This window comes from Clostridium sp. (assembly GCF_036569345.1).
Classification (GTDB): Bacteria; Bacillota; Clostridia; order Clostridiales; family Clostridiaceae; genus Clostridium_AD.
Map to the genome: position 1 here is coordinate 30,987 of NZ_DATCQT010000209.1, position 17,851 is coordinate 48,837.

The 17,851-nt window shown below is 31.8% G+C and carries 7 protein-coding genes, 1 pseudogene and 1 other annotated feature; of the genes and pseudogenes, 2 read left to right on the plus strand and 6 right to left on the minus strand.

What is annotated here, in order from left to right; all coding sequences use genetic code 11:
* Window positions 1-94: 94 nt before the first annotated feature.
* Window positions 95-3,424 (plus strand): peptidoglycan-binding protein, encoded by a 3,330-nt coding sequence (locus VIM70_RS22075; protein WP_331947933.1) that lies wholly within the window; start codon window positions 95-97, stop codon window positions 3,422-3,424.
* Between the two features lie 80 nt (window positions 3,425-3,504).
* Here the strand turns inward: VIM70_RS22075 and VIM70_RS22080 are convergent.
* The 5 genes and pseudogenes from VIM70_RS22080 to ileS all read right to left on the minus strand — a co-directional run.
* Window positions 3,505-3,765: pseudogene (locus VIM70_RS22080) on the minus strand (sugar phosphate nucleotidyltransferase); the annotation flags it as partial.
* A gap of 150 nt (window positions 3,766-3,915) precedes the next feature.
* The gene (locus VIM70_RS22085; RefSeq protein WP_331947934.1) at window positions 3,916-4,308 is read right to left on the minus strand and encodes a HipA N-terminal domain-containing protein; all 393 of its coding nucleotides are present in this window, start codon (window positions 4,306-4,308) and stop codon (window positions 3,916-3,918) included.
* Window positions 4,309-4,436: 128 nt separating this feature from the next.
* On the minus strand, window positions 4,437-8,504 hold the full coding sequence (locus VIM70_RS22090; protein WP_331947935.1) for an AAA domain-containing protein: 4,068 nt from the start codon (window positions 8,502-8,504) through the stop codon (window positions 4,437-4,439).
* 120 nt (window positions 8,505-8,624) lie between these two features.
* On the minus strand, window positions 8,625-9,623 hold the full coding sequence (locus VIM70_RS22095) for a LacI family DNA-binding transcriptional regulator (protein WP_331947936.1): 999 nt from the start codon (window positions 9,621-9,623) through the stop codon (window positions 8,625-8,627).
* Between the two features lie 218 nt (window positions 9,624-9,841).
* Window positions 9,842-12,943, minus strand: coding sequence for an isoleucine--tRNA ligase (gene ileS, locus VIM70_RS22100; protein ID WP_331947937.1), 3,102 nt, complete (start codon window positions 12,941-12,943; stop codon window positions 9,842-9,844).
* 134 nt (window positions 12,944-13,077) lie between these two features.
* Window positions 13,078-13,317, minus strand: a binding site (T-box leader).
* 609 nt (window positions 13,318-13,926) lie between these two features.
* On the opposite strand from ileS, the gene VIM70_RS22105 reads away from it, so the two are divergent.
* The gene (locus VIM70_RS22105) at window positions 13,927-15,825 is read left to right on the plus strand and encodes a glutamine synthetase (protein ID WP_331947987.1); all 1,899 of its coding nucleotides are present in this window, start codon (window positions 13,927-13,929) and stop codon (window positions 15,823-15,825) included.
* A gap of 100 nt (window positions 15,826-15,925) precedes the next feature.
* On the opposite strand, the gene VIM70_RS22110 is transcribed toward VIM70_RS22105, so the two are convergent.
* A complete protein-coding gene (locus VIM70_RS22110; RefSeq protein WP_331947938.1) occupies window positions 15,926-17,692 on the minus strand; it encodes an N-acetylmuramoyl-L-alanine amidase in 1,767 nt (588 codons plus the stop codon).
* Window positions 17,693-17,851: the final 159 nt, after the last annotated feature.

Sequence of the window (17,851 nt, forward strand, 5' to 3'; positions counted from 1 at the left end):
TAACAAACAAATTTGTTATATTATTACTTTAGTCAGTAAACGTTTTATTTTGTGAAAATGTTATCTATCTAACATAAACATAGGGGGGATTAACTTGAATAAAATATTAAAGCCATTTACTTGTGCATTAGTAGCGATATTTGCACTTTCCACTTCAGTAACTAGCTCGACTTTAGGATCATTAGGTGTAGATACTGTTTCAGCAGCTACAGTTGCAACACCAGCACCAGCACCTACTCCAACACCTACTCCAAGTTCATCAGGATCATCAAGTTCATCAAGTTCATCAAGTTCATCAGGATCATATAGTTCAGGATCATCAAGTTCATCAACAGCAACAACTCTAAGCGGTACACTCCAATCTGGATCTAGAGGTAGTGCTGTTACACTTTTACAAACTAAACTTAATACCGTAGGGTATAAGCTTCATACTGATGGTATATTTGGAAGTTTAACTGTAGAAGCAGTTAGAAACTATCAAGCTCTTCATGGTCTTGCAGTTGACGGAATAGCTGGACCAGCTACTTTCTTAAAATTAACTCCACCTGTAGTTGCAAAAGTAACTTCATTTGCATTAGGTTCTACCGGTGTTAAAGTTAAATCTCTACAAACTAAACTTAATACAGTAGGGTACAAACTTGTTGTTGATGGTACGTTTGGAAATTTAACTAAAATTGCAGTTGCAAACTATCAAGGTCTTCATGCTCTTGCAGTTGATGGAATAGCTGGACCGGCTACTCTTGCAAAATTATTTCCAGTAAAAGCAACAGTTGCAGTAGCACCTGTACTTAAATTAGGTTCTAGGGGTACTGCTGTTAAAGCTCTACAAACTAAACTTAATACAAAAGGTTACAAACTTGTTCCAGATGGTATCTTTGGCAATCTAACTGTTGCTGCAGTTAAGAACTATCAAGCTCTTCATAATCTTGTGGCTAATGGAATAGTTGGCGCAACTACTTATGCAAAATTAAATGCAGTAGTTAAACCACCAGTAGTTACTCCACCAGTAACAACACCACCAACTGATGTTACAACAACAGCTTCAATAGTAGATAATATAGCTGCTTTTAAAACAGCAATTAGCCCATCAGGTAAATGGATAGCAGCTACTGTAAAAGATTTAACTACTACTGATGCTCTTGTTTTAGATGGCGATTTAAATGAAGCTGGAGTTGTAAAACGTGAAATAGCTCTTTATGCTCAAACTAATGGTGTTGTTTCTGCTAGATACACTTTAACAGCTCCAAAATTAACTATTAAGAGTGCAAATGCTAATATCTCAAACGGAACTTTCAAGGGTGATATTTACGTAACAGTACCAAACTTCCAATTGAAAGGCGCTAAAGTTGTCGGAAATATACATTTCACAACTCAAGCAATTAAAGATACATTCAAAATGGATGCTACAAGTTCAGTATCAGGTTCACAAATTGTAGATGCACCACCAACTGATGTTGTAACAACTGCTTCAATAGTAAATACCGCAGCTAAACTAGAAACAGCAATAAGTGCTCCAGCAACAGGCGGCACATGGATTGTTGCTATTTTGAATAATATAACATCTACTAAAGATCTTGTTTTAGATGCCAAATTTTTAAATGGCAAAGCAGATGCTGTAACAGCTGTTCCTCTTGTTCAACGTAAATTAGCTCTTTATGCTCAAGACGCTGCTCATGTAGTAACTGCTAGATATACATTAACAGCTCCATCATTAACAATTAAGAGTCCTAATGCTAGTGTAGAACATGGAACTTTTAAGGGTGATGTTTACGTTAACTCTCGTAACTTCAAATTAATAGATAATGTTATTGTAGGAAATGTTTATGTTCATTCAACTGAATTTGCTTTATCAAAAAATGCTAAAATACAAGGAAATGTATATTTTGATAATATAGAAGCACAAAAAACATTCACAATGGAAGCTGGAAGTACTGTAACAGGAACTCAAGGATATAAAGCAACAACAGCAGTAGATTCAGTAACATCTGCTTCAAGAGTAAATGATCCAGTTGCTTTCGAAAAAGCAATAAGCCCAACAGGTACATGGATCATTGCTGCACAAAGAGATATGGTAGTTAATCATGAACTTGTCTTAGATGGTGACGTTAGAAAGGTTGACACATCTGTTCCACCTGTACCAGCTGCAGCAGGACGTAAGATAGCTCTTTACTTCCATGATGGTGATAACTATACAACTGCTAGATTTACTCTAACAGCTCCAAAATTAACTATTAAGAGTATAAAATCTAACATTTCAAAAGGAATCTTTAAGGGTACCCTTAATGTAGCAGCTACAGGCTTCAGCTTAGTAGATGCTAGAATTGAAGGAGATGTATATTTTGCTACTCAAGCTATCAAAGATTCATTTACAATGGATGCTACAAGTTCTATAACAGGACAACAAATAGTAGGAACAGCACCTGATGTTGTAGCGGCTGCTTCAATAGTAGATAATGCTGCTGATTTTGCAACAGAAATAGGCACTCAAGCTACAGGCGGTAATTGGATTGTTGGTCTTAACAAAGATATAGTTAGTCCAACTGAGCTTGTTATAGATGGACCTTTCTTAAATAAAGCAACTCCTCCAGTTTCACAACGTAAAATAGTTCTTTACACTAGACAACTAAATGCAGCTGGTGTTAATGTTGAGACTGCTAGATTTACTATAACAACACCAAAATTAACAGTTAATAGCCCAGATTGTAGCATTAGTAACGGAACTATCAAAGGTGACCTTGTTGTTAATACAACTAACTTCAAGTTATCAGATGTTCATGTTACAGGAGATGTTCACGTTAATGCAACAAACTTCACTATACTTAAGGGCACTAAAATTGACGGAAAAGTAATTTTTGGTACTCAAGGATCTAAAGATACATTCAAAATAGATACAACTGCAACAGGATTATCTGGAGCTACAAGTTCTGTAACTGGAACACAGGCTGTAGAAGTAGTAGATGCTGTAACAACAGCTTCAATAGTAAAAACTGATACTGCGTTAGTAACAGCATTAAGTGCAAGTGGTAATTGGATTACTGCTATATTGAATAATATAACTACAACAAAGGCTTTAGTTGTAGACGGAAACTTTTCAAATACAAAAACTCCACCTGTTGTTTCACGTAAAATAGCTCTTTACACTCAAGCTAAACAGGATGGTGTAAATACTGTAACTAATAGATTTACTTTAAAAGCTCCATCATTATCAGTTAATAGCCCAAGTACTAGTATTCAACACGGAACTTTTATAGGTGATGTTAATGTTTCAGCTGTAAACTTTGGTTTAATCGATGCCACAATTACAGGAAATGTGCATTTCGCTACTCAAGCACTTAAGGATGCATTTATGGCTACTCCACTAGATGCTACAAGCAAAGTAACAGGAACAGTTGATGTTGTAGCAGCAGCTTCAGCAGCAGAGTAAAACATTACTCATGTTACAAGGCCCCCTATGTACGCATAGGGGGCTATTTTTACGCTAAAAATGACCTATAAAGTTAATAAGGCGGTCTCTTTATTACTAGGCTCTACATATATATTAGCTTTATTGATTTCTGGAAGTTCATCACAAATTTTTTCAAAATACTCTTCATTAGTAACTACATAAATATTTTCATTGCTAACTAAACATTTTATTCTATCCACAGTGCTTCTTAAAAAGCTCTTATTATTAATAATATTCAAAAACTGCTTTGGGTTTTGTGCCCGAGATAGAGGGTAAAGTCTTGTTCCTTTTCCACCTGCTAAAATTAGTACATATAACAAAATACCACCCCAAATTATTACTCATTTCATTTTATGAAACATAAGTCTATGTTGTGAGCATAATTTATAATATTGCTTTTATAGTAAATTAAAAAGTGTGTAATATGAAAAAAATATTTTTCATATTACGCACTTTTTATTTAGAAGTTTTCATTCTTCTTCCACAACAATATATTCTTCCTCAATGGACGCAACAAATTCTATGCTGTCTGTTGACATTTTACCTCCGCTTCTTTTCAATAATTCTAAGTCATCATATTTCCTAAGTTTATATTCCTTTAATACAGAGGTCATACCCTTTTTCCCACGTCCTGGTAAACGCTTTGAAAATGTTCGAAACAGTTCCTCTCTAAAATATTCTGCATCTAATTTAGGGAAATATGGCAATGGAGAGAATCCATATTCCTGCGCCCGTTTGACACCATCAATATCATAATTAAAATAGTATTTTCCAGATCGTCTACTTAATTCACCTACTTTAAAAGATTCATCTTGGTCATTTCTCCATATCATCCATATTGTGCATTCCACTTCGCTAGTCATTCCTCTCACCTTCTTATTTAGAAAAATTACATTGCTGTTATATTATTATGATAGTTATTTAATAATTATCATAACAATAACCTTCATAAAATTTTTTTTTTATACATTAAGATATATTCTATTTATATCTAAAATTTATTTAATTTTTGTGTTAATCTCTCCATAATTATATTAGGGTTTCTATAAAATTCACTTGCACGAATTTTATAAAACTCCCAACCAACTCTTTCAAGGCACATCTGCATCTCATACTTCTTTTGCCAATTATAAATCTCGCCTTCTGAGGTGCCAATACATTTAATTGCTATTTTTTTATAATTCATACAACTACCTGATAATGAGGAATTCGATTCTACAACGAAATCTATGGTGTATTTTCCTACTTTAACCTTTGGCGTAACCTTGTAGCCGCAATCTTTTAAACACTTTTCTACGTGCTCCTCAAAATCATTTAATAATAAATATTCAGAAGATGCAATTTCTTCCTTAGGTTCATTCTGCTCAAGACAATATTTTAAGAGAGAGTATCTAACACATTTATTGCTAAGATCCTCTAAATCAACTGAATGAAATAACCACATTTGATTCTTAGCACGGCTGGCAGCCACGTTAAATCTTCTTATATCTGACCCTTTAGTTAAAGTCGAAAATTTAGTATTACTTGCAATAACCATAGATAGGAACATTATATCCCTCTCATCTCCTTGAAAGGAGTATGCATCCCCACATATAAGCCTTCTTTTAAGTATTTCCGCCATGCCAAGTTTATCTATCAACATGCTTAGTATTAATTCAGCTTGAATGTCCCCTAGTAGTGATATAACTCCCATAGTCATCCCATTATACCTCTCGTCACTACAACACCCTAATATCTTCTCTACAATGCTTTCTGCCTCTTTTATATTTAGAGACTTAGTTTCATCCTTAAATCCGTCGATGACCCTAAAAGTTACTATAGATGGCCCAACCCTTTCTTTACTATCTATTCTTCTTAAAGGTATTATTTCATTAGAATAACACAATTCATTACTAAATCCAATTATCTCAGGAGCGCATCTAAAATGTTCCTTTAATAATATTCTTGCTGGAAATACTCTTAATGCTGTATTGTATAAACTAGTTTTTAAATCAAACCATAACGCATGTGGAATGTCCTGTAAATACGTATCTATTAAGGTTTCTACAATATTATTATCTTTTCCAATGGCTTCAGGACTTATTTGCTTTTCATCCCCTACAATAATTGCCTTCTTAGCCCTCATTAAAACAGTTATAGCTGATATGTCACTTTGACTGCTCTCATCAACAATTACCACATCGAATAAATTATCTGTTAGCTTTAAATTTTCCATAACTCTGTTTATCGGCATAATCCATACTGGAATTACATCCTTGCAATTGTCCATCTCTTTTTGAGCAATTTTTCTATACTTTGCTGCCTGAGTTCCTGTGCCTTTCCCTATCCTCTTTATGGCTTCCATCCAAGTAAATAAACTTCTTTTCTGGACCTCAGTAGTTCGCTCAATTTGATTAAACCAGCTTTTTTTAGAAACAAGTTCTCTTATAATTATTTTTTCTTTATTTTTCTCATGTGTTATGTTTTTTTCTATTGCTTCTACATCGACCTCTTCAAATTTTAATAAAAGATCATTCCATTTTTTCCACTTCCATGAATTTTCCCAATCCAGATTTTCTAAATTCTTTTTGATTTTTCCTTTTTTATTAATAATGTTTTCAAGTAAAATGGGGCAACTTGCTTCTAATTTCTTGCTTAACTCTGTTAATTCTAACACCTTGTAAGCTATTTTAGTTAAACTTTCTATTTCCAAATATATAGCTTGTACACCCTTAATGTTTCTTTCATTTATAGCATAACGTAGTTTTAGTATACACCCCTCGCCTTTGAAGGTGTTTTTGATCCCTTCCATTTCATTTCTTAATTTATTATATTTATTAATAAGCTTTAAACTCTCTAATCCATTCTTAAGATAAATATATGATTGTTTTTCGTGCCACAAAAAATTACTTGTAAAATTTTTATCTAGGAAAAAATTAATTATATTATTTCTGAAGTCTCTGTCCCAATTTATAATTATCTCAATGCTTGAAGTGCCACTTGCCACGTCGCTTACATAATTTAAATCTGAATCTTCTATAATATTCCCACCATATTCTTTAACTGTATTATTCCAAATATTTTTAAGTTCTCTTTCTAATAACTGTTGCTTTATATATAAATCAATAACCATTACTTGCTTATGGTTATTGATTAACTCATAATCTACTTTTAAGTCATCATATATGTATTTAAGATTTCCATGGAGAACCTTAAATAGGATTCCTAATTTACCTTTTTCACTAATTGTTTTTGCTACAATATCAAAGTCAACTTTAAATTTGTTTATATCAATTCCACTTGGCAATTCTAAATTATGATTATTTAATTCTTGCTTAAATTTACTTATATTTTTTATATATTCATTACTTTTATTTACTAATTGCTGCCACATACCTTTAGCCTCATTACTAGAATAATAATGAGTCAAAACATTGCCTAGCCAGTTGTTTTCAAAGCCTTCTAGACTTTCTATAGCATTATCTACAAGTTTTAGTAATCTTCTATTTCCATAATCTATAGAATCAACATTATTTAAGTCTTTTATATTATTTTCATAAGCATATTGCTGCTGCTCTAATTTTAATAGTTCTGATATTTTATTACATAAATCATCTTTATCAGGCAATACCGCAATGTATTTATCTATGTTATCTATTTCCTCAATTTGCTCTTTTGTAATTATTTTTGATAATGTAACTAGCTTTATAAATTCTTCATTAGATAGAGGATTTTCCTTATTAAAATTAATCTTATCTACTAGCCAATCATAATTATTTTCATTATCTTTAACCCACTTAGCCATAAACATTAAGGTATATTCTTTTCCTTCATATTCTATCTTCTCATTTTCTCTAATTTCAATACATTTCAACTCTTTATATAAACATTTCTGCATCTCCAGGCAATTACTTTGTTTATATTTTAAAAGTTTTATTTCTTTACGTAATTCTTTAGTGTCCATGGATAAATTTTCTGTTATTTTTCTTACAGACTCGTCCAATTCTTCTAATGCTTTTGTGTCATTTCCTAATATACTGATACATAATGCCCTAACCTCTTCTGGTATTTTGTTAGACAAAACTCTGAGTGCTCTGTCTGTTTGGCTAGTCACGAGCACCCTTTTACCATGGGCCAAAAGATGACATACTAAATTAGCTATAGAGTGGCTTTTCCCAGTGCCTGGTGGTCCCTGTACAACGATGCCATAGTTTTCTGCAAGTCGTTTAGTTATTTCCATCTGCTCCTCATTTGCAGGCAATGGAAATAATACATCTTCTCCTACCTCAACCCATTCTTTAAGCTCTTCAATATCTTGCACTACTTCTTCCTCAGAAACCAAAACCTCTATAGTTTTGGGTATTGGAAATCCATTCCTTATTTGTTGGAGTACTTCATTTAATTCCATATTCCAAAGTCTTGTATCCACCTTTCTAAGGATGATACAAGGTGAGTTGTAAAATTGTATGTTACTACGAACCGTAATATCTGTCTCGCAACTTAGATCTTTAATGTAAAAGCCTTCCATATGAGCTTTTAAAAGCAGTGCTATTTCCTTAAAAATATTTGAAGCCATTTCTATATTTCTTACATCCAGAGCCATATCTTTAGCTTTATTCCTAATGTTTAGTAAACTGTCTACGTTTACTAGAGCATATTCATTTAAAAATTCTAGTTCCACATTAGTTTGATTATTATATGGTTTTAATTTAAAACTTTTTTCCTTAACGTCAAATTTTATTTCCATCTTGGTTGTAAAAATAGGATGTACTATTTCTTTTTCTTCCATTTGCCAAGTTAATAGTCCATTTGACCAAATCATCTCTAAATCTTCACTGTTTTTTTCTAATTGGAGATATGTTTTTTGAAACTGACTATATAATTTCTCTGCTCTCTCATCGATAGCTAGCCAATAATCCTTATTTTCATCAAGATTAAAAGTGCATCCACTAATATCTTGGAGTTCCTTTTGCCAATAAACTTTTTCATATTCATTAATATTTCTTATAGTTTTTTGATTCATATTTTTAATACTTAATAAATATGAGAATACTTTTTCTACTTTACTATTAATATCCAAAGCTCTATTACCTCCAACTTGTAAATTAGATATTTATAAAATTGACTGTTTTTATATTATTTACAAATAAAAAATGTAAAAAGTCTTATTAAAACTTATCGGTTTTAATAAGACTTTTATTTATTTACAGGAATTTCTCTCAACTATTCTATAAGGTAATACAAAATGTTTTTCAGTAACTTCTAAATTATTTATAGATTTTATAAGCATTCTCATACTTACAGAACCCATGTCATACATTGGTTGTGCTACTGTAGTCAATTTAGGATAAAATACTGAAGCGGAATAAATATCATTAAACCCCATAACATCTATATCCTCTGGAACCCTAATGGATCTATCTCTTAATGCATTTATTACGCACATAGCAATCTCATCACTTGCGCAGAATACCGCATCCATTTTTCCACCTTTATCTAATATAGCATTAATTCCTATGTATCCATCTCTAGACTTAACTCCACCAAGATAAACCAGTTCTTTATCTAAAGTTATTCCCATTTCCTCAAGTCCTTTGCAATATCCTGTGTACCTTTGAGATAATGCATTAACTTTTTCTATAGATGGTCCTACGTATGCAATTTTTTTATTGCCCTTGTTTATTAAATATTTAACTGCATCCGAGGCTGCCATTACATTATCAATGGTAACGCTAGGAAATGTACCCTCTGGATCTGAAGTTTCTACAAGTACAACTGGCATTTCCAGTTCTTTTATTAAACTTATAACATTATTTTCTATGGAGTTGCTCATATAAATAACTCCATCTATCATTTTCTCTTTAAGTATTCTTAAAGATTCCATTTCTTTTTCCACATCTAAATCTGCATTGCAAAGCATAATATTATAATTATAAATATTAGCTACATCCTCACATCCTCTAACGATTTCAGGATAAAATTGATTTGATATATCCGGTATAATTATTCCTATCGTGCTAGATTTCTGTGTTTTTAAACTTCTTGCAACAATGTTCGGCCTATATGATAATTTTTTTATTGCGTCTTTTACCTTTTTCTTAGTGTCTTCATTTACCACATCAATATCATTTAAAACTCTAGATACTGTGGCAATTGAGACTCCAGCTTCTCTTGCAACATCTTTTATTGAAGCAGCCATATCTCTCAACTCCTACTATTTTCTTATTATACCATTATACTTATAAAAGCTTCTCATTTCAAGTGTCTATTAACATATACTCTCTAAAAATAAAGAGTATGTCTCTAAAAATATAGAGTATGTCTCTAAAAATATAGAGTATGCAGATAAGTTCTACTGCATACTCTTTATTATTACCAATTAATGTATTTTTTAATCTTAGGATTTTCCCAAATGATTTATATTTTTTCTACCGCTAATTTCAAATCTTCGCCATTTATTTTAACTTCATTGTATTCTCGTGCTAAATTATATACAATATCTACAGCTAAAGTATCCCGTTTGATTTGCTCTTCAAATTTTGTTATTATCTTTTGAAGCATTTCATTTCCAGAAACGTAGATTTTAACCTTATCAGCAACTTCAAACCCACTTTCTTTTCTCATGTTTTGAATCTTACTTAATATCTCACGTACATTGCCTTCTTCTTTTAGTTCTTCTGTAATGTTCGTTATTAAGACTACTCCCATTTCACCTTCTCCTGCAAATGCATAACCTTCAAGCCCTTGCATTGTGACAAGTAATTTTTCACTATTGAGTTCTATTTCTGTTCCATTTACATCAATAGTAACCACTCCGCCATTATTTATAGTCTGAGCAAGTTCCATTTGGTCCATAGCACCAATTGCTTTTTTAATGCCTGGTATTAATCTGCCATACGGCTTACCGAGCACTGGTAAATTAGGTTTTATTTCGAATTTAACATATTTAGAAATGTCAGCTCCTAGCTCTACTTCCTTAATATTAAGTTCTTCTCTTACTATATGTCCATAATACTCTGGAAGAGATTTGGAACTAACGAGCATTTTAGAAAGTGGCTGTCTATTCTTTATATTAGCAGCGTTTCTAGCACTTCTTCCTAACTTAACAGTCTTATAAGCCATATCCATTTCTTTTTCTAAAGCTTTATCTACCTGATCTTCTCTATACTCAGGCCATGCACATAAGTGAATACTTTCTGGTGCAGACCTGTCAAAAGCAACAACAAGGTTTTGATATAACTCTTCTGTTACAAACGGTATAAATGGGGCAGCTATTTTAGCAAAAGTTGTGATAACTCTGTATAATGTCATATAAGCGCCTATCTTATCATCTGTAAGTGACTCTACCCAGTATCTTGATCTATTACGTCTTACATACCAGTTAGAAAGTTCATCAACAAAATCTTCAAGTTCAAGAGCTCCTTGAGTTATTCTATAATTTGTTAAATGCTCATCTATGTTCTTAACTAATGAATTTAGTTTTGACATCATCCATTTGTCCATAATATTAGAAGACTCAAATTCCTCATATTTAATTGGGTTAAAGTTGTCTAAATCAGCATATAAAATGTAGAATGAGTATACATTCCAAAGTGTTCCTATAAACTTTCTTTGTGCTTCAATAACTGCGCCTTCATAAAATCTTGAAGGTAACCATGGTGCACTAGCAGTGTAAAAATACCATCTTAAAGCATCTGCTCCTTGATTCTCAAGAACTGTAAATGGGCTTAACACATTGCCTTTATGTTTAGACATTTTAAGACCATTTTTATCTAATACATGGCCCAGTACTATACAGTTTTCAAATGGATTTGTATCAAAAACCGTTGTAGATATTGCTAGCAATGTATAAAACCAACCTCTTGTTTGATCTACTGCTTCTGAAATAAATTGAGCTGGGAAGTTAGCTTCAAATAATTCTTTATTTTCAAAAGGATAATGATGTTGCGCAAATGGCATTGACCCTGAGTCAAACCAACAATCTATAACTTCTTCTACCCTATCCATTGATTTACCACATTTTGGGCACTTTAAATGTACCTTATCTATATATGGTTTATGAAGTTCTATTCCTTCTGGCACATCTATTCCCTTTTCATTAAGTTCTGCGATACTTCCTATCATTTCACGATGTCCGCATTCACATTCCCAAATTGGGAGTGGAGTTCCCCAGTACCTTGTTCTACTAATACTCCAATCTATAACACCTTCAAGGAATTTTCCCATTCTGCCTGAACGCACGTTATCTGGCATCCAGTTAACTTTATTATTGTTTTCAATAAGCTTGTCTCTTACGGAAGACATTCTTACAAACCAACTTTCTCTTGGATAATATAAAAGTGGTGTATCACATCTCCAGCAGTGTGGGTATGAATGTTCAAATTTCTCTGCTTTATATAAAACATTATTTTCTTTTAAGTATTCTAATATCTTAGCATCAGCATTTTTAACAAAAATACCCTTCCATGGAGTAACACACTCTACAAATTTCCCTTCTACGTCAACTAAGTTAACAAGTGGTAAATTATATTTTTTCCCAAGCATATTATCATCCTCACCATATGCTGGGGCAATATGAACTATTCCCGTACCATCTGATAGAGTTACGAAATCTCCATGAACTATATAGAAGGCTTTTTCTTTTGGTGTATAAAAATCAAACATCTGTTCATATTCAAGTCCTAAAAGAGCTTCCCCTTTAAATTCGCGTACTACTTCATACTCTCCCTCTAGTTTACTAAGTAAATCTCTTGAGAGTATTAAAGTCTCACCTTCTTGAACAGCTTCAACATAATCATATTTTTTATTAACTGCAAGTGCTACATTACTTGGAAGAGTCCAAGGAGTTGTAGTCCAAACAAGTATAAATTTATTTTCACCTTTTACTTTAAATTTTACGTATGCTGACATTTCTTTTACATCCTTATAACCTTGAGCTACTTCATGCGACGACAAAGATGTTCCACATCTTGGGCAATAAGGCATTACCTTATGACCTTTGTATAATAGATCTTTATCCCACATTTGTTTTAATGCCCACCAAACTGATTCAATATAGTCGTTATGATAAGTTACATATGGGTTCTCCATATCTATCCAGTATCCAACTCTCTCAGACATTTCTCGCCACATTTCAACATAGCTAAAAACACTGTCCTTACATTCCTTTACAAACTTTTCTACTCCATAAGCTTCTATTCCAGGTTTCCCAGTAATTCCAAGTTTCTTTTCTATTTCAAGCTCTACTGGTAATCCATGAGTATCCCAACCTGCTTTTCTAAGAACATTATAACCTTTCATTACCTTGTATCTTGGAATTAAATCCTTCATAACTCTAGTTAAAACATGACCTATATGTGGTTTTCCATTAGCTGTTGGTGGACCATCATAAAAAGTAAAGGATTCTCCTCCCTTATTTAAATCAAAGTTTTTCTGAATAATATCTTTTTCTTTCCAAAGCTTAAGTGTATCTTTTTCCATATCCATAAAGCTTTTTGAAGAATCATTTTTCTTGTACATAATAAAACTCCTTTCCCTATTCCAATTAATTGTAGATACTTAGATGCGAGTAACTTCCCTACTTATTAATGTTAAAATTCACTAATGTTGTCTAATTGCTAAAAATATTTTAAACATAAAAAAACTCCACCCTGAAATAGGACGAAGTCAAATTCGCTATACCACCTACATAATAAATTCTAGTACAATTATAATAAATATAAATTCAAGTACAATTATACTTTATCCTTTAACGCAGAAATACGGATAAGCTTACTAAATTTTCAGCTCTCAGCTCCTAGGTGATTTTCTTTAAACCTTCACTATGGGTTCTCAACACTTCCCACTCTCTGTTAGTTACACGCTTAAATACTTTTCCAAATCATCGCCTTTTATTAGTTATAATTGATAATCAATATATACCAAAAATCAATTATAACTTCCCTTCATTATATTATAATGAATTTTTATTGTCAATTTCTTTTTAGATTTTCTATATATAAGTTGTGAAAAAATGTACATATATATATTTTTTAAATATTATATTATTGAGTAACCATCTTTATATTTGTGAATAATATAAAGCTATGCTAATAATAAAATGCTTTGATTATTTATTTATTACATTTCCATAGATATATGTGATATAATGTTACTTAAAAATGAACTCTGTTGTAATTAAAAATTATCTGTAAATTTCAAATATATCATTAAAAATGATTTTATTTTTATATTAACTTGCAAAATAGTATCATTATTTTGTAATTAGTTATAAATTCATGATGTTTTGTATTGACAAGGCGTCATTTTTATAATAAAATCATTTTATTTACAATAATAATTTAGTTATGTCTTAAATAAAAATTTCTCTACTATTATAAGTTATATTATTCTGTGAAAATGTCAAATGTTTCACTATAATATGATTTAATATTTAAAAAGGTTAGTCAAGTCGCCTTAGTGGCTTTTAAGTAATTTAATATATATTTTAAAGGAGGACTATTATTTTGAAAAAATTAATTTATGTAATTCCTAAAGAAACACATTCTGAAAAAGAGATTAAAGAAATTCTACTTGCCCACTCTGAGGTGAAATTCGTTTCCTTAGTTGGTATTGACTTATCCGGTAATGACACTGATGAGAGAATTCCAATGAAAATATTCTTAGATGATATTAGTGGATTCGCAAATGGTGCTATTCAAACTGATGGTTCGTCTGTAGTATTGCCAGGAATTGCAACTTTAAACAATGCTAAATTAGACATGCTTGCAGATTTAGATTGTAATTGGTACGTAGACTACAATCTTGAAAATATTGACCCTGAAACGGAATTACCTATTGGTACATTAAAAATTCCATGTGTATTATTACATGATAAGATCGCAGTTGATTCAAGATCAATATTAAAAAGATCAGTTGAAAGCTTTAAATCTACTGTTCTTGATTTATTCAAAGAAAATCCATCAGCTTTAAATTCTTTTGATTTTGAATATAAAGATATTGATGAGTTATCGCTCACTGCAGCTACTGAATTAGAATTTTGGGTAAAAACACCTAATGATCAAGCTGATATAGAAGAACTATCTACTTCTCAAGTATTAAAAGAACAATATTGGAGCAAAACTAAAGGAAGCGTTAGAACAGCTCTCGAGCAAACTCTTCTACTAATGGAAGAATATGGTTTTGAACCTGAAATGGGACATAAGGAAGTTGGTGGCGTAAAAGCTCAAATAGGCGAATCCGGCTCTTTAACTCATATTATGGAACAACTTGAAATAGATTGGAAATATTCAGACGCTCTTCAATGTGCAGATAATGAATTATTTATTAGAAATTTAGTTAAAGAAACTTTTAGACTTAACGGTTTAGATGTTAACTTTTTAGCAAAACCAGTTCATGATGTAGCAGGAAGTGGTGAACATACTCATATCGGTATGGCTGTAAAACTTAAAAATGGTAAAAGAGTTAATTTATTTAATTCAAATAAAGAACACTTCTTAAGCACTTTAGGTTATGCTTCTGCAATGGGTATACTTAAAAATTACGAGGTAATAAATCCATTTGTTTCATCAACAAGTGATTCTTTAAGAAGATTAAAAGTTGGTTTTGAAGCTCCTATTTGTATAGTAACTTCACTTGGTCACAGTGTAGATGTTCCATCAAGAAATAGATCTATACTACTCGCATTAATAAGAGACCTTGATAATCCTCTTGCTACTAGGTTCGAGCTTAGAGCTCCATGTCCTCATACTAATGCTTACCTAGCTTTATCTACTTTATATATGGGCATGCTTGACGGAATATCATATGCCATAGAAAACAATAAATCTGAAGATGATCTTTTGAAAGAATTATCTAAAGCACCAGGAGACGACAGTGATTATTTAGAAAAAGATAGAGCTTACAGAAGTGAAGAAGATGTATTTGAATACTATACAGAAGAGCAAAGAGCAGAGTATTTTGGAAAAGCTCCTAATACTGTTTTTGAAAATGTTAGTGCATTAGATGCATATCCAGCTAAACTTGAAGTTCTTAAGGCTCATGGTGTATTTACTACTAGTATAGTAAACAGCTTTAGAATGGCAATAACATCTAGATGGGTTACTGAAATAAACAACAGATTATTACACAATTATGCAGAGGAAATTAGAAAATGTAAAATGATTCATGCTGCTGAAAAAGCTTTAGATTTAGATTTGGCAAATTGGCAGAAAGTTAATGATCTAAGACATTCTCTTATGAAAGACACATATTCGAAAACTAGCCTCTTTACTAAAATAAATGAAGCTTCTAACTCTGAAAATTATGCAGAACTATCTAAATTACAAATACAATTAGATGCACAAATTGAAGAACTTAGACTTTGTTATTCTAACTATACAAAGAATTTATTAGATATCTAATAAAAAATTATATTTATAGTCACTAAAAAATCACCTCAATAGTAAAATTACTATTGAGGTGATTTTTTTATAATCATTTTATAAAAGATCATCAAAACTTTTAATATACTATATTAGTTATTCCTAAACACTTAAGAATACCCGTTGAAATTGCCTTAGCCAATGTGCTTTGGTAGGTAGCACTCTTCAATAAACTTTCTTCTGTTGGATTAGTAATAAATGAAGTTTCTACAAGTATTGCCGTAGCAGCTGTATTATTTAGCACATAATACCCTGCAGTTTTAATTCCCCTATCTAATCTTCCAGTTGCCTTAATTAATTCAGTTTGTACAGCTTGAGCAAGCTTTGATCCAGCTGCACTCCCAGTTGAGTAAGTCTCTATTCCACTAGCTGATGGACTTGAAAATCCATTGGCATGAATACTTACAAAATAATCTGGTTTAGCATTATTAGACACATCACATCTTTCTTGAAGAGATATTGTTTGCTCATTAGTTACTCTTGTATATACTACATCAACACCATTTTTAACTAATATATTTCGTATTTTTATAGCAATTGCTATTGCTATAACTTTTTCCTCTGTCCCCGCCGGGCCTACTGCTCCAGGATCAGTTCCTCCATGGCCTGAATCTAAAACTACTTTATATTTAGCAGTTGCTTTTACAGTAATTATAGCTTTAACTTTAGTATTAAAATCTTTTACCGTTCCATAATAAGTAGAAACGCCTGCCATGTTTGTAGTAACTAAAGTCGGAAGCCATACTACTCCAACAGTTTGTCTTGAGTTATTACTCATGTTAGCTTCTACTGTTGTAGGTAATGTATATTTGCTACCTACTGCTAAACTAGCTGATATATCTGGGATTGACACTATTTTTAAGACAGAATCATAAACAGTATCTGTATTTGCAACGCCAGCATAGTTCATTAGTCCGTTAGCAATAGCCTTTGCCTCATTGTTTTGGTACTCATCACTACTTAATAATATTTCTTCAGTTGGATTACTTATAAACCCTAAATATGCAGATATAGCAGGACAGCTTGTCTTACCTAATACTGCAAAATTTCCATCGGTACTTGCTATATTTATTCCCCTATTATAAGCCCCTGTTGCTTTTATTAGTTCAGCTTGAACCGACGTTGCGAGCAACTTATTCTGACTTACATCAGGTGTGTAATATGACTCAATCCCATATGCCGTTGGTACAGCCGAATTAGTGTTTATACTTAAAAATACATCAGCATTTTCATTTTTAGCTATTAAAGCTTTTGCAGCATCCTCACCACTCTGGGTCCAAGTCACTGCATCAGTGTCTCTTGTATATACTACATTAAATCCTCTTGCTTTTAGTATATTCCCAAGTTTTAACGCTATACTTAAATTTATATCCTTAGCGCGTACACCACTTGAACCTGTAATTTCTTTATAGTACTGGGCTGGATCAATACATACAGTGAACTCACTTGGACTTGTAGGTGCACTTTTAGTAGTAAAATCCATCCTAACTTCATTAGGAAGTGGTTTCCCGTCATAAGATAGAACATTCTGTGTAACTATCAGAGTATATGTCTTATTATATTCATAATTTTTTGCAGCCTCAACGATTACATCTTTATTGCTATTAGCTAAAGTAACTTTGATATCTATGTATTCATTGTCCTCACCAACCACCTTAATATTCGTGGGATTCACAGTAGTAACACTCAAAGGTTTATTAAAATTTATCGTCCAAGGTTTACTCGCCACTACATTTTCTTTTGGCACTATATTTGTATATGTACTTGCCTTTACTATAATTTGCATAGGTATACTCAATGCAAAAGCTAAAATCATGATTGTAAATGCTTTAAAGATATTTTTCATATAATTCCTCCTACATTATCTTAATTCTCATTTTTTAACATTTATTAAAAATACATCTAGATTTAATATATCTTCTTTTTTAATAGTGTATTACTCTACTAAGAGTGGCATAATTGAATTATAAACAACCTTTTAAAATATTCTTTCACTATAAAATAC